Below are 20,180 nucleotides of genomic sequence, written 5' to 3'. Positions count from 1 at the left end.
CGGGTCCGGGATCTTCGGCTTCACTAGCTGGACGACTTACTGCCGCAGCTTCTCCGGCAGAGCCTCGTACTCCGAACAAATCGTCCTTCGGGCAACGGTAGTTTCTCAACCGCGAATTTTACTCTCGAATACGTGAAGATAAGCCCGAGATCGTAGGCTACTCTTCCTCGTCGGCATCGTCTTCAACTTCAAGATCAGCCGTGGAACTCCGCGCCGGATCCAGCAGGATCTGTATCTTTCCTTCCGCTGCGTCCAGCTCTACCTTGCAGGCAGCGGACAGTGCCACACCCTGCTCGAAGAGCTTCACGGAATCTTCAAGTGACAGATCACCGCGCTCCAGGCGCTCCACCACCGTCTCCAGTGAAGTCAGATTCTCTTCAAACTTTGCCATACCAATCTCCTCGAATCCTTACGCTGTCTCGCCATCGGAGAAGCCAAGCACCTGCGCCGCGGCCGTGTATTTCCCAAACGGAGCACTCACCTGCACTCCCTGCACCTGGCCGCGAACCTCGGCGAGCATCTCGCGAGCGATCGCAATTCCCTCTGCCCGCGCCGCTTCAGGGGAGGTCATAGCCGCCATCCTCGCCATAATCTCTGCTGGCATGCTCACTTTCAGGTCGTTCTTCATGAACTCCGCGTTCTTCAGGCTGGTAAGCGGCCATATGCCCGCAATCACTGGAATTCGGAACCCTTCAATCTTCTTGAGAAACTCCGCCAACAAGCGCAGATCGAAGACCGGCTGCGTAATAGCGAACTCCGCCCCCGCCTGCACTTTGAACGCGAACCTGCGAACCTCGTTGTCGATGTCCGCCACCCCCGGATTCGCCGCCACCGAGATCGTAAATCCGGTCGACCCACCAATCGGATTCTGCCCAATGTCCAGCCCATGGTTCAGCTTCTTCACAATCTTCACCAGCCCGATCGCGTCGACATCGAATACTGCTGTCGCATCCGGATAATTCCCCAGCTTCGGTGGATCCCCCGTCAGGCAAAGAATGTTCTTCAGACCAATTGAAGAGGCTCCGATCAGGTCGCTCTGAATGCTCAGAATGTTGCGATCACGGCAGGTATAGTGCAGCACCGTCTCAATCCCGACATGCTGTTGAATCTGCGTGCAGAGACTCTGCGCACTCATCCTTGCGCTCGCCCTTGGCGAGTCCGGCACGTTGATGGCGTCCACTCCCAGCCGATGGAGAAGGGCCGCGCCCTCCAGCTCCTTCGAGCAGTCAATCCCCTTCGGAGGCACGATCTCCACCAGCGTGACGAAGTCTCCAGCGGCGATCATCGACCCAATCTTCGACCTCTCACCCAGCGCCGGAGGCTGGACTTTATTCTCCAAAACCTCAGCCGAAGATGTCTCCGCGACAACCTGAACCGCCGAAGTCTGGGCCTCCAGCGCTCGCAGCGCCGCCCGCATAGCACGGATGTGCGCGGGCGTAGTCCCGCAGCAGCCGCCAATAAACGTCACGCCCGCCTTCACAAACTTGCGCGCGAAACTCGCCAGGTACTCCGGAGAGGTCAGGTAGATATTCCGGCCTTCCACCGATCGCGGCATCCCGGCGTTTGGCATCGCCGCAAGCGGTAAGGTCGTCACCGCCCGCATGCGCTCGACCGCGTTCAACACGACGGCTGGCCCGGAGCTGCAATTGCATCCAAGCCCGTCCACGCCCCACTCGGTCAGCTTCGTGGCCGCGTCTTCAGCCGTCGTCCCATCAAGACAGTTCCCTGCTTCGTCGACGGTCACCATCACAACCAAAGGAAGATTCGGTGCAACCGCCCGCGCCGCCTTAACAGCCTGCTCCGTCTCTGCCAGCGAAACCATCGTCTCGACGATCAATAGATCCGGCCCCACGCCCGGGACTTCCTCCGTCAGCGCGGCGACCTGCTCACGGAAAGCTTCAAACGCCTCTTCGGCGGTGAGCTTTCCCTCTGGTGCAAGACGAACCCCAAGCGGCCCCAGCGCTCCAGCAACTAGAGCCTCGGAAGCCTGCTTCTCGCGAATCTGGTTGACGCTCTCGCGTGCCAGCCGGACTCCGGCGAGATTGATCTCGCGCACCTTATCGCCCAGCCCGTATCGCTCCAACCGGACGACATTCGCGCCAAAGGTATTCGTCTCGATGATCCGCGCACCAGCCTGAAGGTACTCCGCATGGATGCCCCGGACGAGGTCAGGCTGAGAGACATTGAGCTCGTCATAGCAGCGGTTGATAAACACGCCGCCGCCATAAAACATCGTGCCCATCGCACCGTCGCAAAGCACGGGGCCTGGCTGTTGATCCTCGGCAGTCCCATTTATGTCTTGCCCCGGGTGCCCGTGGCCGCTTCCGACAAACGCAAGCAGACGGCTAAGTTCTTTCGTTCTTTCCATGAACATCCATCCTAAGCCACTTTGAGATTGGCTCCCTGTACACCCCATGCCATCCGCTCGCGAGGCGTCCCGGAATGGTGGCCGTCCTTTGGTATACTCAGGGCAATCGGTTAGTTGCGTTTGTCCTGCAATGGAAGGTTGGAGTTTGTCCAAGTTGAAGAATCAAAGCATCTCGCTTCGCCCGCGGTTTCTCCGGTCTCTCCATCTCACGCGCTCAACTGCATTTTGCGCCGTTCTCCTCGCTGTGGCGACGTTCGGACTTACCGCCTGCAAGGTCTATTACAAGGTTCCCGCCAACACCTTCGGTGGACGCCCCGTTCCCCCGAGCAAGCTGTTTGAGCGTGTTCTCGTAGGTGCCACCGTCAACGGTTCTCAGGGCTTTCTTCAGATCCTTGACGGCCTGCGCGATCTCCGCGGCACCATCCAGGACATCAATCACACCTTCCCCGTCTCCGGCTACAGTGGCGGATACCCGTCGCAGATTTACAACTTCCCCGAACAGAGCAGGGGCCTGGTCTACTCCAGCTCCGACGGCTCGCTCATCAATGTCAACTACGGTACCGAGGCTGCCTCCGGCTCTGCAGCCGGTGCAGGTATCTCGAGTGCAATCGCCGTCTCGGCAGATTTCACGCGCATCTTCCAGGCAGAAGAGCAGGCCGGCCTCCTCATACTGAACGACGCCAGCACCGGCGGTGCCTATGCACTAAATATTCCGAACGTTTTCCAGGTTGTGATCAACCAGGGTGACACGGTCGCATTGGCCATGGTTCGGAACTCTGACGTCCTCTACCGCATCTTCAAGCTCAACCTGAATCAGTATCCGACCGCGCAGGATGCCATAGCGGTCACAGGGTCTGTTGACTGCCAGCCGCTTCTTCTGCCGGTGTATTGCGCCGTCGCGGTCCCCGGAAACTTCGATCGCCCCGCAGGAGCGTACTTCTCTCTCGACGGATCGAAGGTCTACGTGCTCAACTCTGGTCCCGAAGCAGGTGGTACTGCCGCCAGCATCAGCATCATGCCGCAGAGTGGTCTCGTCAACACGGTCATTCCCACCGCGCCGCCGACTGTCTCGCCCGTCACCGCCACGGTTCCCGTTCCCGGAGGCGTCACCGAGGTCATCTCAGACGGCTCGACGCTCTATCTCGCAGGACAGTCTCAAAACGTCATCGGCGCCAACGGCCAACTGACCGGCGCAGCAAATCCGAATGGCCTCTTCGCTGGGTATCTCTCCACGATGAGTCTCGCCACCAACCAGATCACCGCCGCCTATTCGATCTCGGATGGCAACCACAACCAGTTCATCTTCGCGGATGACAACACGCTGTGGATCGGCTCCCAGCAGTGCGCCAACGGAGTTCGGCAAAGTCTATTCGCGGCGGGCAACACCACCCAGGCCGCTAACTACAACTGCCTGACCCGCTTCGACCTGACTGCACACACTCCCTCCATTGTGCCGGCTGTGACAAATGGATCGGTACAGGTCGGATATCCCAACACGAATGCCGATCTCTACTACTACGGCAGCCTCACTGGCATCTGCTGGATTCAGAACTACCACAAGGTCTACACCGCCTACGGTGGACAGGTTCACGCCTTCAACACGGCAGACGGGTCGGAGATCAATAACACCAACATTACCGTCCAGGGTACCGTGCTGAGTGTCGCCTATATGGACGCCCTCACCAACGAAGCAAACTGAGTACAGCAAAAATAGTAAGAAGCAGCGAAGGGCAGCTAAAGGCGGCGAGAGTAAACTCATTCTCCCCTTTCGCTGTCCTTCGCTGCTTCAAGCTGCCTTCAGCTGCTCTTTGCTGCCTTTAGCTGTCTTACACTGTCTCTATGGACATTCTCGCCATAGCCGCCCACCGCGACGATGTGGAGCAGACCTGCGGTGGCACCCTCCTCGCCATGCAGGCAAAGGGATGGAAGACTGGCATCCTCGATCTAACCCGCGGCGAGTCCGGCACTCGCGGCACGGCTGCGGAACGTGAAGCCGAAGCCAACGAAGCCGCCAGCATCCTGAACGTAGCTCACCGCGAAGCTCTGGACCTTCCTGATGGCAACGTCCAGAACACGCTGGAAAACCGAATCAAGATCGCCGAAGTCCTCCGTCGCCTTCGTCCCCGCGTAGTGATCCTTCCCTACTGGGAGGGCCGTCATCCCGACCACTACACCGCCGCAACCCTCGGCTACGAGGCCTGTTTCGTCAGCGGCCTCGCCAAGCTCGATATGCCCGGAGATGCGAAGCCGCATCGTCCCTACAAGATCCTCTACGCCAGTCTTTATGCGGATGTCCGGCCCACCTTCGCCGTCGACATCACGCCCTACATCGAACAGCGCTTCCAGTCCTTGATGGCCTACCGCTCCCAGTACGCGAACCGTCCCGAAGGCGGCGGACTCTTCGTCCCCGAAGAAGAGATTCGCGAGCGCACCTTTGCCATGGCCCGCCACTGCGGCCTGCTAGCCGGTGTACGATACGCCGAACCCTTCGTCCAGAAAGAGATCGGCCTGGTCGATGACTTGATGATGCTGCCGGTCGCCTCTATCTAACCTCTTCAAAGGCACGTCATCTCGGTCGGACCCTGAGCCCGCCGAAGGGGCAGTGGAGATACCCCCGCATTTCGCCTTATTTCTTCCCCTTAACCTTTAGCCGCGGGCTCAGGTTCCGGCTCCGCTACAACATCGATCTCTGCCTCTGCCTCTGCCTCCGCAGCAATCGCCTCAGGCTCCAAGTCAGCTTCCTCAACTGCTGCTCCCGACAAGATAGGCAGAATCTTCCCAAGCTCGTACCCAGCCTCTACCGCAGCCGCATTCGCCGCTCCGATAAACTCTTCAATATCCTCAATCGCATCCGCCCTCGCACTTCCTTCCAGCCCCGCCGCCACAATCAGCTCCGGAACCTGCAGCCACCAGGCAAGCTCCTCGAAGCACTCCTTATTGACGTAGGTCACGCCACCCGATTCGCTGAGACATGCGAGCCAGCGAAGATCGCCATCAGCCCAAAGCTTCTCTTCCGCAAGCTTGGAGGAAGTAGTCACCTCGGGGTTCGCCAACAGGATTCGAACCCGCGCGGCCACCCTCCAGGCACTCTCACGATCGATCCCCAGCGAACTGAAGATCTCTGCCAGTGCCGACCTAAGGTGCAGTCTGTCGAACAGCTCGACAGCACTGACTGAATCAGCAGCCTTCTCAGACGGATCTGCGAGCCGATCGATCAGCATCCACGCCAGCACTGGCGCAAACCTCTGCGTCGATGACCACGTCCCGGGCACAGAGAGCGCCGTCGGCAGGACTCGCTTCGCGGCATCCGACCAGGGCACGATGAACTCCGCCTCCAATTGCGTAAGCCGGCCGCACGCGTTCACCAGTTCAGCAAACTCCCCATTCGTGGAAACCTGCGCATCGATAGCCGCCGGCTCCGCCAGATGAGCCTGTTCAAAGAACGCCGCCGCCCGCTCGCAGAACGCCATATACCGCGCTTCGCATTCCACATCGACCTCTGGTGGTACCGCAGGTGTCTCCTCCGCAGCCACCTCAGCAGCCAGACTGATCCGTTCCGCCCCAACCAGTGCGCTCTCCTCGGCGAACGAGTTCCCATAGACCGCAAGGGCATCCGCCTCAGCCACAAGTTCGTCAATCAACTCATCGTTCGTCTCTTCCGCCGAAGGCGCGACTGGTAGGTCTACCGCGACATCCTGAGCCGCGACATCGATCTTAGGAATTACGGCCTCAAAAACCTTAAGGAAGGATGTGATCACCTCAGGCTCGAGCGCACGGCGCAGCGCCTGGTGCAACGGCCTCAGCCGCAGCTCCGCGAGCGCAACGTCAAGGCTATACACCCCGGCCCCGCCCAATACCGAGCACAACTGCTCCCACGGCTGATCTTCCGTCGACCTCAATTCCCGCCAGTCGATCAAAACCGCATACTGGTACCCACGCAGCCCAATCGTGAACCCGCTCTGGTCAAAGTCCGTCGACCGCCGAATATACTCCAGCCGGTTCGCAGAGTCCCGCCACCCAAAGTAGAGGTCCCCTTCGGAAGCCAGATGCAGCGCCTGCCCCAGACTTCGCTGCCGCAGATTCCCGGTGAACTTATCCATGTCCGAGACCGAGATATGGAGCGTTCCATTCGTGCTGCTGAATGAGTTGTTATAGATCACCAGCGCCCGCTCTTTACCCGAGCCACCGTACCCCGTGCCGCCATGCTCCACCATGTTGGAGTAAGCGAATACGTTCTCGTTCACGTCCCCCGGCCCAGCCCAGAAGTCGTACATCACGAAGTTATGGCTCTCCGCGAAGAGCTGTCGATTCTTCAACAGCGGAGCGATCTCGCGCATGTGCCGCGCTACCAGGTCATCGTTCGGCCACTCGTCGAACCGCGCCTGCTTGTACTCCATGCCATACTTCTCGGTGAACGCCTCGATCTGCCCATGCCCGATCATCGGCAGTCCCGGAATTGTAGCCAGCATCGTGCAAGTGCCAAAGTATTTATCGCCGGTGCCAAACTGCGCAATCGCCGTCTTCTCATCGGGATTGCTCATGAAGTTCACGTATCGCTTCAGAATGTCTGGATCGAACTCGATCGTCTTCTTCAGATACGACCGGTACTTCGCATTCTCCTCGTCGCGCAGCATGTTCATGAAGGCGCTGTTGTAGACGCGGTGCATGCCTAGCGTCCGCACGAAATAGCCTTCCAGCAGCCAGAACGCCTCGGCCAGCAGCAGCGTCCCCGGAACCTCCACCGCCACGCGATCCACCACCTCGCGCCAGAACTCATGCGGCATCATCGCATCGAACTCAGCCTGAGAGATGGCGGATTCCGCCCGCGACGGGATCGACCCGCCGATCTCCGGCAGCGGAAACCACAGTCGCTGCACATGCTTCTTCGCCAGCGTCATCGCGGCATCGAACCGGATGATCGGAAACAGCCGCGCCACCTGCAAAATTGTCTGGATCACCTGCTCGCGAACATAAGCCTTCGAGTAGTCTAGTTGCGCCGTATCGTTCCATGCAAAGGTCGTTCCATCATTGCCGTGATAGACGAACCGCGTATCACCGTTCGATCGCTCCCGAAGCCTGAATACAACCGCCGCGTCGCTCTGGTCGAAGTAATGGTCCTCAATCTTGATCTCAAACCGCGCTTCGGTCGAAAGATCCGGCCCTTCAAATCGATACACCGGAAACGGACTCTCATGCCGCGAAAGAAACCAGTCCGGATGCTCCATCACCCATGTCGAATCGATGCCCATGTGGTTCGGCACCATATCTGATGCCAAGCGGATCCCGTACCGCCCCGCAAGATCGCGCAGACGCTCGTAGGCATACGTCCCGCCAAGATCCTCCGCAATCCGGTAGTCCTTCAGCGAGTACGCCGACGCCACCGCATCATGCTGTCCCATCAGCCGCTTGATTGTCTGCGACGCCGTGCTCCGCTCCCAAAGTCCGATCAGCCACAGCGCATTGATCCCCCGCTCCGCCAGCACCCCGAGCTCTTCCCCCGGAATCTGGTCCAGCCGATGGATGTGCCGCTGATACTTCTTCGAGAGCTGCTCCAGCCACACGTAGGTGCTCTTCGCGATCATTACCACAGTCGGCATCCACGCCTGATCCGGGCTGAACGCTTCGTACTCATTCAACGGTGGAGGCAGCTCTTTCGGTCCGGATCGCGCCCCATCCGATCCAATTGCCGCGCCATCCCCAAATCCAACGAACTCGTCGCCGAGAAACCCTTCCTGAACCCACTTCCCATCGCTGTCCCTATACCTTCCGCCACGCACAGGGTGAAACATCGTCCAGATCGCGATCTCTTCTTCCTTCAGAACGCTTACTGCCATCAGCGTCCGACGAAGCGTCTCACTAAACTCCGGCCCCAGCTGCTCCGCCCAGTTATCGCGCATGTACGCCAACTGCCCGCTCAGCGAGTCCGGGGAGGCCAGCACCGGCGCAATCAGCGCTTCGAACAGCGTCTCCCTGCCATTCAACTTCGGCCTGGTCGCGAAGTACTCCGGCAGCGCCGCAGTTGCCTCCTTATAGATCGTCTTCTGCTCAAGGCCACTGTCGTCGAACAGTTCCTTGAACGGCGTGAACGCCGGATTCCGGTTCGCCAGCCATAGCATCAACAGCTCTTCCACCGCAGCCTCACGGTTCGGAAAATCCGACGCCGTCCCCGCAACCGCAGCAGGCGTCGCATCCGCGAGCCACTGCGAAGAAGTCTGTTCTCCGCGATAGACAGAGACACTCGGAAACTCGTTGCTGAACTCCAGCAGCAACTTGTTCACCCGCTCGGCGTCCTTCATCGACTCCAGCCAGCTCAGCGCCTGCGGCAGCACCTCCGGGTCCAGCGACTCGCGATACTTCGCCACCATCGCATGATTCAACTCGTCGATCAGTCCCATCGCGAACAGCGCCGCCGCGTGCATCACCGGCCCATCTTCGCCGCTGGCCGCTCGAGCGTCATTGAACCTCTTCGCGAACTCTCGACACACCGCAAGATTCCCAAACACGACGTTGCCCGCGAAGTTGAACAGGACATCTTCGACGCCGGTCTTCACCCTGACGGCCCGCGAAACGTGAAATTCCATGCCTGATGCCCCTCTTATTCGCTGCTGTTTAGCCCTGCATTTAGGTTGTGGGCCGCTGCTGAGTCGCACCGCTCCCGCCCGGCGACACGTCGTCGCCCGCAGGTGCCTTGGTACGAATATAGGCCCACCAGGTTGGAAGGCCAATCTCGCCTTTCGGATGCTTGGCGAATTCTACCCAACATCCTTCGGAAATGTCAGGCCACGCAGAAAAGCCCGCTCCGAGAAGAATCTCGTAGCGGGCCTTCGGTGATGCAAGCCGCAATCTGCGCCGGAGCTTGTTCCCTAAAACTTGATGTAGAAACCGATCCCGGGCTCGAGTGTAAACGTCTGCTGGTTGATCGTGAGATAGTTCTGGCCGAAGTCAGGCGACTTGTAGAAAGTCTGCCGCAGCTGCGCCCGAACTCCGAAGAACCGCGTCAGCTGATCTTCCGCGCCCACGCTGTAGTAATACGTTGCCCGCGCCTGTTCAGGAAGACCCTGACCACCCAGCGGAGTCGGCTTGAAGGCGGTTGCGCCTGCCCCGACCGAAGCGAAAGGTTGAACCCCCAGCAGGCTGGGAAGATGAGCGACATAACCCATCGTGTACTCCGACGCATTCGTCTGAACACCGAACGGCGTGTTTATCCCGGAGGGCTGTGAGAATGGAGAACCTGAGAAGTTTTCCGTGAAACGTGTGTAGCTATAGTTGAACTCCGCCCCAAGTAACGGCGATTTCGTATACCGAACCGTCACCAACGCTCCGACGGTTGTGCTGGCGTTCAGAGTGACGGCCTGAGCGATGTAATTGTTGCCCGAAACACCTTTGGTGATCGCTCCGATGCCGCTCACGGCTACATCTACCCGGTCAAGCTGTCGTGAAAGCGCTGTGGTCTGCGAAGATGCGGTAGAAAAACTGGCAAGCACGGTGACACCGAGCACACATCCGTAAAGCGAACGAAACAATTTCAACATCTCGAAGAGACTCCTTGGGAAGCAACTTGCGCCTGATTTAGTTTACGTTACAAATCTTGGCAGTAGACCAACGCAACTTGCCGACCACTTTTCCGTCTATAGCTCAAGCCGGTACAATTCCGGCTTCCTGAATCGTTCCGCACCTCGCGTCCAGACCCTATGCCCGCAGCCTCCAGCTTCCTCCACAAACTCGCGCCCGGACCAGCGGCCATCTCCTCCATGAATCATTCCGAGGTAGGCGATTGCCTTCAGTAACCGTTCAGGCTGCTTCCACTCTGGAGATCAAAGAGATTGCAGTTGCGACCCAGTCGCACGACGAGGTTAGCCCTCCCCCGCTCCGCTCCCTAAGCAGAGGAGTCCAGCGCGCGGGAACCATCCTCGCCCTCACCCTCCTCGCAATCCTGGTCGATGGCTACCACCCCTACAGCGAGGACGCCGGGATCTACGTCGCCAGCCTCAAGCAACTTGCCTCCGCCGGCATGTATCCGGTCAGCGGCGCGTTCATCGCTCCCTACGTGCGCCTGTCTCTCTTCTCGCACTTTGGCGCCTGGCTACTACGAATGCTCCACCTTCCGCTGGAGGCCGTTCTCTTCCAGATTCACATCGCTACCGTCTTCCTTCTCCTTTATGGAAGCTACGAAATAGCGAGACGATGCTTCCGGAGTCACCGTGCGGCGTGGGGCGGAACGCTACTGGTCGCTCTGTGTCTCTGCGTCCCTGTCGCAGGAACGTCTCTCTCGATCGCCGACCCCTACCTGACCGGCAGATCTTTTTCCACGCCGTTCACCCTGTTCGCCATCTGCGCCGCGCTCGATAAGAGCATCTGGCGTATGTGCCTCTTCCTTCTGCTCGCGGCGATCTTCCATCCTCTGATGGGCGCGTATGCCATCGGTTTCCTGCTCGTGCTCTGGACTGTAGAGAGCCGGTCGTGGCTCAGAATCGGTGCCGTGGCCGCAGTCAGCCTGTTGGCAGCCGCGTTCGTCCAGTTCTCCCGTGACTCCGACTCAGAATCGCCCGCTCACCTCGCCGCTGTTGCCACGCGCACCTACTTCTTCCTCTCCGAATGGCGCTGGTACGAACTGCTGGGAATCGTCGCGCCGCTCGCATTGCTCTCTTCGTACGCACTTTGGCAGAAAAATCGAAGCCAATCCGCCGGGCCCGCTCTCGTAACTGCCTCCGTCGTCATGGGCCTCATCTCCCTATCGATCTCTGTCGCGTTCTGTCACCCGCAGGCGATCTCTCAAAGCATCGCAGCCCTTCAACCTCTACGCCCCTTTCTCTTCATCTACCTGGTCTTGTTTCTGGTCCTTGGCGGCCTTGTTGGAGAATTCCTTCTTCAGAGCTCAGTTTGGCGATGGTTAGCCTTGACGATCGTCCTGGGAGCCTCCCTCGGCTATGTCCAGCACACCGTCTACCCGGGTTCTCCCCAGGTCGAACTCCCCGGCGTCGCGACGCACAATCCATGGCATCAAGCCTTCAACTGGGTTCGTTCAAGCACTCCCCGTGACGCGATCTTTGCGCTCGACGCCAACTACATCGACGCTCCCGCCGAAGACTCCCTCGGCTTCCGCGCCGTTGCCGAGCGAGACTCCCTCGCCGACCGATCCAAGGATGGTGGAGCTGCCGCAGTCTTTCCGCAACTCGCCGACCGCTGGCTCACCGAGCAAACAGCCACCACAAACCTAAATCTCATCACCGACGCCGAAAGACTCCGCCGCTTATCCCCGTTCCACGTCTCCTGGATCGTTCTCAATCACGACGCCCGAACGTCTTTTCTCTGCCCATTCACAAATGAAGCCGTCAAGGTCTGCCAACTCCGATAACTCTGAGCCATACGCCATCTCTCGAGCATCTAGAATGGTGACAGCTCATGGCCGACAAGAAGCAAAAAGAAGAAAAACCAGCGAAGCGCGAAGGTGACGACGAGATCGTCGGCAAAGTCTACGATGGCCGGCTGATGCGCCGCCTTCTCACCTATCTGGCACCCTACAAGCTCCAGACCGCTCTCTCCGCGCTAGCCATTCTTCTCAAGGCCGCAACCGACGTTCTCGGCCCGTATCTCACCAAGGTTGCCGTCGACACCTACATGTCGAGCACGCCCCCCGAAAAGCTGTCCTTGCTGGCCCGCCACCTCAGCCCGAAGCCGATGACCGGCATCACCCAGATCGCCGGTCTTTACCTGGGCGCACTCGCGGTCAGTTTCATCCTCGAGTTCTTTCAGACCTACCTCATGCAGTGGACCGGCCAGAAGATCATGTTCGATCTCCGCAGCCAGATCTTCCGCCACATCCAGCGCATGTCGCCTTCGTTCTTCGACCGCAACCCCGTCGGCAAGCTCGTCACCCGCGTCACCTCCGACGTCGACGCCCTTAACGAGATGTTCACCTCCGGCGTCCTCGCCATCTTCGAAGACGTCTTCGTCCTGCTCTTCATCGTGATCATCATGCTGCGGATGAGCTGGCCCTTAGCGCTGCTCACCCTCGCCGTCATCCCCGGCATCCTTCTCCTCACCAGCATCTTCCGCAAGAGCGTCCGCGACAGCTACCGCCGCATCCGCAAGAACATCGCCAAGATCAACGCCTTCACCCAGGAACACGTCAGCGGCATGAGCATCGTCCAGCTCTTCAACCGCGAGCCCCGCGCCTACGACGAGTTCGTCGACGTGAACCGCCACCATATGGCCGCCTGGACCGACGCCATCTTCGCCTACGCCTGGTACTACCCGGCGGTCGAACTCCTCAGCTCCACCGCCATCGCCCTGGTCATCTGGCGCGGCGGATACAGCGTCCTCCACGGTGCCGTCACCGTCGGCATCCTCATCGCTTTCATGCAGTACGCGCAACGATTCTTCCGCCCCATCCAGGACCTCAGCGACAAGTTCAACATCCTGCAAGCCGCCATGGCCGCCGCCGAACGGGTCTTCCAGCTCCTCGACTCCGAGCCCGAAATTCTCTCCCCCGCAATGCCCGTCGCTGGCGACAAATCCGGCCGCATCGAATTCAAGAACGTCTGGTTCACCTACCAGCAGCTCGACGAAGCTCAGAAGTCCCGCATCGCGACGGCAACCGAAGCCGAACTCCGCACCTTCGCTGACATCGAGTGGATTCTCTCCGGCGTCAGCTTCGTAGTCGACCCCGGCGAGACCGCCGCTATCGTCGGCCACACCGGAGCGGGCAAAACCACTATCACCGCCTTGATGATGCGCTTCTACGACGTGCAGCGAGGCGCGGTCCTCATCGACGGCCTAGACGTCCGATGTCACGACCTCAAGCTCCTCCGCCAACGCTTCGGCGTAGTTCTGCAGGACCCGTTCCTCTTCACCGGCAACATCTCCGACAACATTCGTCTCGGGTCTTCGTGGATAACGGATGCAGCCCTCGAGAAAGCCTGCGACGAAGTCAACGTAGGCGACTTCATCCGCAGCCTCCCCCTCAAATTCAAAGAGCCCGTCACCGAGCGCGGCAGCACCCTCTCCACCGGCCAAAAGCAGCTCATCAGCTTCGCCCGCGCTCTCGCCCACGCCCCCGGGATACTTATCCTCGACGAAGCCACCAGCTCCGTCGACACCGAAACCGAGATGCGCGTCCGCCTCGCTCTCAGCCGCATGATCACCGGCCGCACCAGCATCCTGATCGCCCACCGCCTCTCCACCATCCAGTCCGCCGACACCATCCTGGTGATGCACAAAGGCACCCTCCGCGAGCGCGGAACCCACCAGCAGCTACTTGCCGAACGGGGCCTTTACTACAAGCTCTATCAATTGCAATATCGCGACCAGGAAACCTCACAGGCGCTTCCGGCAACGGCATAGCAACCGTCCGATATTCGCGTTGTTCAACCTCGATCGGGCCATGCCTGTGTACAATCTCGCGTGTACTCTATAGGTCTAACTTGCGCTGCATGAAAGAAGGAGAGAAGCAATGTCGAAGCTGACCCCAGGAAAACTTGCCGGACTCAAAGCCGTATCAAACGGACACGGCGTGATCGCAGCCGCAGCCATGGATCAGCGCGGTTCGCTGCAGAAGTCGATCGCCAAGGACCGCGGCGGCGAAGCCAGCGGAGAAGACCTTATAGAGTTCAAGCTCCAGGTCACCGAGGTCCTTACCCGCTACGCCTCCGCCATCCTGCTCGATCCCGAGTTCGGCCTTCCCGCTTCCCACAAGCGCAACGGCAAGGGCCTGCTACTCGCCTACGAAAAGACCGGCTACGATGCGAACACCGCCGGTCGCCTGCCTGACCTCCTTGACGTCTGGAGCGTTCGCCGCCTCAAGGAAGCCGGTGCCGACTGCATCAAAATTCTCCTCTACTACACCCCGTTTGAGAAGTCCTCGGTCAACGATCTCAAGCAGGCATGGATCGAACGCATCGGCGACGAGTGCCTCGCCCACGACATTCCCTTCTTCCTTGAGTTCGTCGGCTATGACGTCTCCGGCGTCGGCGAAAAGTCCCTCGCATACGCCAAGCTCAAGCCCTCCGTCGTCTCCGGCTGCATGTCGGAGTTCGGCAAGGCCCGCTACAACGTCGATGTCCTCAAGGTCGAAGTCCCCATCGAGATGACCCACGTCGCCGGCACCCGCGCCTTCAAGGGCGAACAGGCCTACACCCGCGCCGAAGCGCTCCAGCACTTCCGCGACGCCGAAAGCACGACCCACAAGCCCTTCATCTATCTCTCGGCCGGCGTCACCAACCCCATCTTCATCGAGACCCTGGAACTCGCCGGCGAATCTGGCACCAAGTTTAACGGCGTCCTCTGCGGCCGCGCCACCTGGTTCGACGGCATCGAGATCTACGCCAAGAAGGGCTCCGAAGCCTTCCGCGAGTGGCTCGAAACCACCGGCGTCGAAAACATCCAGAACGTCAACATGGCCCTTCAGGCCGCCAGCCCCTGGTACCTGAAGTTCGGCGCAATGAGCATGGACGAACTTGGCTAACAGCATCGCCCCAAGACAGCTTTCAACTACACCGCAGGAGTCGCCGAGAGACGCCTGCGGTGTTTCTTTTTGTAGCTAGGGCCGCGCGCCTTTTACAAAAGAAATCGTGACGATGACTAAATGAGATTGTGAATTCGGAGCCAACCCAGGCCTTGGAACATACCCTTGAAACGCCTTGTTGGATGCGAGCTTCTGTAGCGCGGTTTTGACGGGCTCCTCGTTATAAAACTGTCCCGGTGCAAGCTTCCATACCTTGTCGAACTCTGCTTCGATGTGGTGCCGGGTGAGCAGTATCGAGTCGCGAACGTGAAGACACCGGGACTGAACGCTGATCAGCAAGCATAGTCCCCGCCGATGCAGCGCTTCTTCACCTCCGCAACTTTCGGCGAAGTTGCCGCCGACACCTGATCGATCTGAACCTCCCCCACCTCAACGAAGGGATCATCGATCGCGAAGACCAGCCCGCTGACTCCCTTTCCTAAGGCTCCAGAATTCACCGAACGGATCGTCGCCTTCACCGACTTGCCAGCCACAATCTCCGTCAGCGCAGTCGCTACCGAATCTTTCATGGTTCCGGTAACGGGCACAGCGCCCGTGAACAGCGGAACCCGCCTTTCCACCAGCGCCGTAAGCTCGCCGTCGGTCCCCAAACGAAGTTCTTATAGCGCGCCGTCAGCAACTGGTCTGCTGCTACCGGAGTCAGCATGAATGTTAGCGCCTGTCCATTCACGGTATAGCGCATATCGCTGAACAGCCCTGTATCGACCAGCTTCTGCATCGCCGCATCGATCTCTTCCGTGGTCACCTGCTTGCCCGGAGTCAATCCAGTCACCGTCGTTAGATCGGCCGCTTTGTACTGGTCAGCTCCAGTGAAAACAAGTTTGGAGGGCGCATAAGTAGCCGCCATCAGATGCAAGGCAGATAGCAGTAGAAGGAGCACAGGAAAGACTCGACGGACGCGCATTCGATTAGAGGCTGTCATCGGCTCCACACGCAGAGGCACCAGTTTTCGCTTGCCCATAAATCATGGTTGCTCTACCGTAGACGCACATGCGCATCCTGAGACTTCTGAGCCCCTTTGCACTCCTTTGCCTTGCCCCCACCTCGGCTCTGTCCCAGCAATACACCGTAAAAAACATCGTCTTCGACGGCCAGATGCCCTACTCCCAAGCCGCTCTAGAAGCTGCCTCCGGCATCAAGCCCGGCACCACCATCACCAAAGACGATCTCCAGGCCGCATCCCAGCGCCTCATCGACACCGGTGCCTTCGCCGACCTGTCCTCCACCGTCGACGGGCCCGCCAAATCCATCACCGTCATCTTCAAGGTGAAGCCTCAGGATCCCGACCGCATCCTCACCGCCACCTTCGACAACATCATCTGGTACAAACCCGAAGAGCTCACCGCCGAGATCCAGAAGACCATCCCTCTCTTCAACGGCACCGTTCCCGAAGCCGGCAACGAACAGGACGCCATTGCCGCTGAGCTTAAGCAGCTGCTCACAGCCAAGGGAGTCACCGGTGGCTCGCTCTCCGTCGACCCCGTCGCGCCTTCCTCCATCCAGCCGCTGCGCGTACTCGAGTTCCGCCTCACCAAGCCCGCCGTCCGCATCCACGCCCTCACCGTCGACGGCATGCGCCCCCAGTTCGACCAGGCAAAAGGTCAACTCATCCAGGCCCTCACCGGCAAAGCCTTCAACGAAGGCATCCTCCCCAAGAGTCTGCAAAACGTCCTTCTCGGCGTCTACAGGAACGCCGGTTTCCAGGCCGCCAAGGTCACACTCATTCGCACTATAGCGTCTTCAACCGACACCGCCATCGATGTCGATGTAGCCGCCACCATCGATGAGGGCGAGGTCTACCACCTCTCGAAGCTCGACTGGCCCGGTTCCCCCATGATGTCCACTGAGGCCTTCAACGCCGAAGCCAACCTGCACCCCGGCGACGTCGCCTCGCAGAAGACGCTCCTGCAATCACTCGGCAAACTGGAAGCCGCATATCGCCGCAAGGGCTACATGGACGTAGTCGTCACCGCGACCCCACAGCTCGACACCACCGCCCACACCGCAGCCTTCGCAGTTGCCGCCATCCCCGGCGACCAATACAAGCTTAGCGCCGTCACCCCGCTCCACCTTAACCCCACGCAGAAGGCCGACTTCGACAAGACTTGGAAGCTGCAGCCCGGCGACGTCTACGATGAGAGCTATGTCGCCGAGTTCCTCCACAACAACTCCGCAGTCAAGAGCCTCGAGCCTCTCACCGCTTCCTTCAAGACCGTCGCCAACCCCGACGCCCACACCGTCGAGCTTATCCTCACCTTCGCAGGCCAAGGAACAACGCCGAACTAAGCCCGTCCAACGATTCGTCATCTCGATCGAAGCGGCGGACAGCACCATCGTCCGCCGCGCAGTGGAGAGACCCGTATCTCGCATTTGAGACTTTAGGCTAAGCGAAACAAGAAGCCATTACTCCCACTCGATCGTGCCCGGCGGCTTGCTCGTGATGTCATAAACCACACGATTGATACCGCGCACCTCGCTCACGATCCGGCTGGAGATAGTCCTTAACACCTCATAAGGCAGCGGAGCCCAGTCTGCCGTCATGCCATCCTCGCTCTCCACCGCCCGCACCGCGCAGGTGTTCGCATACGTCCGCTGATCGCCCATCACGCCCACCGACTTCACCGGCAGCAGCACCGCGAAGCTCTGCCAGACCTTGCGATAAAGTCCCGCCTTCTTGATTTCATCGACCACAATCTGATCGGCCTCCTGCAGCATCGCGACGCGTTCCGCCGTCACCTCTCCCAGAATCCTTACCGCCAGCCCAGGCCCCGGAAACGGCTGCCGCTCGATGATCTCGTCCGGCATCCCGAGATCCCGCCCAATCCGCCGCACCTCATCCTTGAACAGATCGCGCAGCGGCTCAATCAGCTTCAGTTTCATGTCCTCCGGCAGGCCGCCGACATTGTGATGGCTCTTGATCGTATGCGAAGGCCCATGCACGCTCGAAGACTCGATCACATCCGGATACAGGGTCCCCTGCACCAGCCACGCAACCTCCTCGCCCGAACTTTTTTCAGCATCGAAGATCTTCTTGGCCTCATCGTCAAACACCGCGATGAACTCGTTCCCAATCACCTTCCGCTTCTTCTCCGGATCGGTCACGCCGGCCAGCTTCGATAGAAACCGTTCGCTCGAATCCACGGCAACAACGTTCAACCCAAGCTGCTCGCGCATCGTGGTCTGCACCTTGGCAAACTCGTCCTTGCGCAGCACGCCGTTGTTCACAAAGATGCATGTCAGCCGGTCGCCAATCGCCTTTGCTACCAGCACAGCCGCAACCGAAGAATCCACGCCTCCACTTAGCCCGCAGATCGCATGACCGTTACCCACCTGAGCCCGCACCCGCTCCACCGTGCTCTGAATGAAGTGTTCCGGCGTCCAATCCGCCTTCGCCCCGCAGATCCCGATCACAAAATTCTTCAGCAGTTCCATCCCTTCCCGGGTATGTGCAACCTCAGGATGAAACTGCACAGCATAGATCGACCGCGAAACGTCTTCAATGCCTGCTACCGCATTCGAGGTCTCCGCCGTCAGCCGGAAGCCCTCAGGCAGCGTCTGCGCATGGTCGCCGTGCGACATCCACACATTTAACGTAGCCGGAAGCCCCGTAAACAGCGGCGTCTCCGCCACCACGTTCACCTCGGCATGCCCATACTCCCGAGCCGCCGCCGACACCACCTTGCCCCCAAGATGATGCGTAATAAACTGCAGCCCATAGCAGATGCCTAGCACTGGTGCGCCCATCGCCAGCACCGCCGGATCAGCAGCGGGGGCGTCCGCGTCATAGACGCTGCAAGGCCCACCCGAAAGAATAATTCCCTTGGGCGAAAGCGCCTTGATCTTGTCGAGTGAAGCCGTGCAAGGCAGAACCACGGAGAACACATTGAACTCACGTATCCGCCGGGCGATTAACTGCGTGTATTGCGAACCGAAATCAAGAATGACGATCGTTGAGGTATCCACCCCTCAAGTGTAAATCCCCGGATCGCCGGATCGAAGTCCGACAAAATTGTGCCCCATGCATCGCAGCCGTATCGCGATGCGTGGGTCTCGCCACGAACGTCTGTGGCAGGCCTTTACCGAGGGTCCCGCTGCTTCGTATTATTCACCGCAGCCATCAACCCAGCGCCAATCAGAATAATCACCATCGCCACGATCCAGTGCGAGGCTACATGCGTCAGCACCGCCACATAAACCAGCCCGCCAATCAGAACCAATAGCCCAACGCCATAAAGTGCAAATGACATCGCTTCCCCCGTGCCCAATCGAAATAACTTCTATTCACAGTAGGATGCAGATTTCACTTATCTGGCAAAGAAATTTCTTCCTCATGCCCGCGCCACAGGTTCAGGTAAGCCACCAGCCGCGCCACATGAAAGAAATCCGACCCGACCAGATACAGCACCGTCACACCCGCCCACCAGCAGGCAAGAAATCCCGGAGTCGTCACCGTCTGAAAAGGAAGCGGAGTCGCCGAAAACACCATCGCCAGCACAATCAAACCGATCTTCACGATCCCCATCACCAGGTTGATCTCGACCAGCTTCGACTTCAGCGAACCCAGCCGCAGCGCCGCCTTCAGGCTGCCCGCAACGCCCAGACCCTGAATCATCGCCAGCAGCGGAGCGATCGAAAAGAACCAGCTTACCGCGCCCCAAAGCACAAACAGCCCCAGCGTCGTCACGATCGAGATAGCACAGTACAGCACCAGGTTCGGTTCCTGCCCCGCGCTCATCGGCCCAATCACCGCAACCCGAGCCGCGAATCGGATGCCGCTAAACCACACCCAGAAACTTCCCGCCAACGCAGCCAGCCGAACCACCTGCAGGAGCATCAGCGTGAACACCCTCGGCTTCAACGCCGAATCCGCCCGCCGCAGAACTACCGTCCTGCCAATCGACGACACCACAATCCACACCGCCACCAGCAAAGGAGCTAGCCACGCCGCGACGCGCAACAGGTCAGGCATCACGATTCCCGCCGCCTGTTCCACCTTCGCGACCACACCCATCGGATCAGCCGTCAGCGCTCCTACCGGATCGTTCAGAAGCGCCTTGTCCAACCCCAGTCCAGCCAGCCCGCCAGCAAGATGCGAGGCCAACGCCCGCCGCACCACAAGCAGCGTAAGCCACAACGCCGGGATGCCATAAGCCCAGCGCCACAAAACCTCCAGCCCCGTCAGCGAAGGCCGCGACCAGCACGAAGACAGCGTATGCACGAAGCTCTGCGTCCCTCGCACCGGGCCGCTCGCTTTGTAATACGGAACCGTTTTATTTGTAACCGCCATCG

Annotated in this window: 15 protein-coding genes; 6 read left to right on the top strand and 9 right to left on the bottom strand. The window is 59.6% G+C overall.

Annotated features, from left to right (window positions below; all coding sequences use genetic code 11):
- Positions 1 to 157: 157 nt before the first annotated feature.
- Positions 158 to 391, bottom strand: a complete 234-nt coding sequence (locus HDF16_RS12625) for an exodeoxyribonuclease VII small subunit (protein ID WP_184217059.1) — start codon at positions 389 to 391, stop codon at positions 158 to 160.
- A gap of 18 nt (positions 392 to 409) precedes the next feature.
- Complete coding sequence (locus HDF16_RS12620) at positions 410 to 2,242, bottom strand: bifunctional homocysteine S-methyltransferase/methylenetetrahydrofolate reductase (RefSeq protein WP_246409090.1); 1,833 nt, start codon at positions 2,240 to 2,242, stop codon at positions 410 to 412.
- 271 nt (positions 2,243 to 2,513) lie between these two features.
- On the opposite strand from HDF16_RS12620, the gene HDF16_RS12615 reads away from it, so the two are divergent.
- Both HDF16_RS12615 and bshB1 read left to right on the top strand, forming a co-directional pair.
- Positions 2,514 to 4,067: a hypothetical protein gene (locus tag HDF16_RS12615; RefSeq protein ID WP_246409039.1), complete on the top strand. Its 1,554-nt coding sequence runs from the start codon at positions 2,514 to 2,516 to the stop codon at positions 4,065 to 4,067.
- A gap of 140 nt (positions 4,068 to 4,207) precedes the next feature.
- On the top strand, positions 4,208 to 4,918 hold the full coding sequence (gene bshB1 / locus HDF16_RS12610) for a bacillithiol biosynthesis deacetylase BshB1 (RefSeq protein WP_184217056.1): 711 nt from the start codon (positions 4,208 to 4,210) through the stop codon (positions 4,916 to 4,918).
- Positions 4,919 to 5,007: 89 nt separating this feature from the next.
- Here bshB1 and HDF16_RS12605 read toward each other — a convergent pair whose 3' ends face one another.
- On the bottom strand, positions 5,008 to 8,949 hold the full coding sequence (locus tag HDF16_RS12605) for an alpha-amylase family glycosyl hydrolase (RefSeq protein ID WP_184217054.1): 3,942 nt from the start codon (positions 8,947 to 8,949) through the stop codon (positions 5,008 to 5,010).
- Positions 8,950 to 9,231: 282 nt separating this feature from the next.
- Complete coding sequence (locus HDF16_RS12600; protein WP_184217052.1) at positions 9,232 to 9,900, bottom strand: outer membrane beta-barrel protein; 669 nt, start codon at positions 9,898 to 9,900, stop codon at positions 9,232 to 9,234.
- Between the two features lie 242 nt (positions 9,901 to 10,142).
- On the opposite strand from HDF16_RS12600, the gene HDF16_RS12595 reads away from it, so the two are divergent.
- The 3 genes from HDF16_RS12595 (at position 10,143) to HDF16_RS12585 (ending at position 14,831) form a co-directional block, all read left to right on the top strand.
- Positions 10,143 to 11,723 carry a hypothetical protein gene (locus HDF16_RS12595; protein ID WP_184217050.1) on the top strand — a complete coding sequence of 527 codons (1,581 nt, stop codon included), beginning with the start codon at positions 10,143 to 10,145 and terminating at the stop codon, positions 11,721 to 11,723.
- A gap of 47 nt (positions 11,724 to 11,770) precedes the next feature.
- Positions 11,771 to 13,711, top strand: coding sequence for an ABC transporter ATP-binding protein (locus HDF16_RS12590; RefSeq protein ID WP_184217049.1), 1,941 nt, complete (start codon positions 11,771 to 11,773; stop codon positions 13,709 to 13,711).
- A 109-nt stretch (positions 13,712 to 13,820) separates the two neighbouring features.
- Positions 13,821 to 14,831 carry a tagatose 1,6-diphosphate aldolase gene (locus HDF16_RS12585; protein ID WP_184217048.1) on the top strand — a complete coding sequence of 337 codons (1,011 nt, stop codon included), beginning with the start codon at positions 13,821 to 13,823 and terminating at the stop codon, positions 14,829 to 14,831.
- Positions 14,832 to 15,163: 332 nt separating this feature from the next.
- Here HDF16_RS12585 and HDF16_RS12580 read toward each other — a convergent pair whose 3' ends face one another.
- Positions 15,164 to 15,400, bottom strand: a complete 237-nt coding sequence (locus HDF16_RS12580) for a hypothetical protein (protein WP_184217047.1) — start codon at positions 15,398 to 15,400, stop codon at positions 15,164 to 15,166.
- A complete protein-coding gene (locus tag HDF16_RS12575; protein WP_221312704.1) occupies positions 15,397 to 15,813 on the bottom strand; it encodes a POTRA domain-containing protein in 417 nt (138 codons plus the stop codon). Before HDF16_RS12575 ends, HDF16_RS12580 begins: the two co-directional genes overlap by 4 nt.
- A 68-nt stretch (positions 15,814 to 15,881) precedes the next feature.
- Here HDF16_RS12575 and HDF16_RS12570 point away from each other — a divergent pair, with 68 nt between their 5' ends.
- Entirely contained in the window at positions 15,882 to 17,177 is a 1,296-nt protein-coding gene (locus HDF16_RS12570) for a POTRA domain-containing protein (protein WP_184217045.1), read from the top strand.
- Positions 17,178 to 17,294: 117 nt separating this feature from the next.
- Here the strand turns inward: HDF16_RS12570 and guaA are convergent, their stop codons facing one another.
- From guaA to HDF16_RS12555, 3 genes are all read right to left on the bottom strand, one after another.
- The gene (gene guaA / locus HDF16_RS12565; protein WP_184217044.1) at positions 17,295 to 18,854 is read right to left on the bottom strand and encodes a glutamine-hydrolyzing GMP synthase; all 1,560 of its coding nucleotides are present in this window, start codon (positions 18,852 to 18,854) and stop codon (positions 17,295 to 17,297) included.
- 113 nt (positions 18,855 to 18,967) lie between these two features.
- Positions 18,968 to 19,138, bottom strand: coding sequence for a hypothetical protein (locus HDF16_RS12560; protein WP_184217042.1), 171 nt, complete (start codon positions 19,136 to 19,138; stop codon positions 18,968 to 18,970).
- A gap of 53 nt (positions 19,139 to 19,191) precedes the next feature.
- The gene (locus tag HDF16_RS12555; protein WP_184217041.1) at positions 19,192 to 20,178 is read right to left on the bottom strand and encodes a hypothetical protein; all 987 of its coding nucleotides are present in this window, start codon (positions 20,176 to 20,178) and stop codon (positions 19,192 to 19,194) included.
- Positions 20,179 to 20,180: the final 2 nt, after the last annotated feature.

Source organism: Granulicella aggregans (genome assembly GCF_014203275.1).
In the GTDB taxonomy this organism is placed as follows: domain Bacteria; phylum Acidobacteriota; class Terriglobia; order Terriglobales; family Acidobacteriaceae; genus Edaphobacter.
Note: the sequence above shows the minus strand (reverse complement) of the source record. Positions and strands in the feature narration are given on the sequence as shown.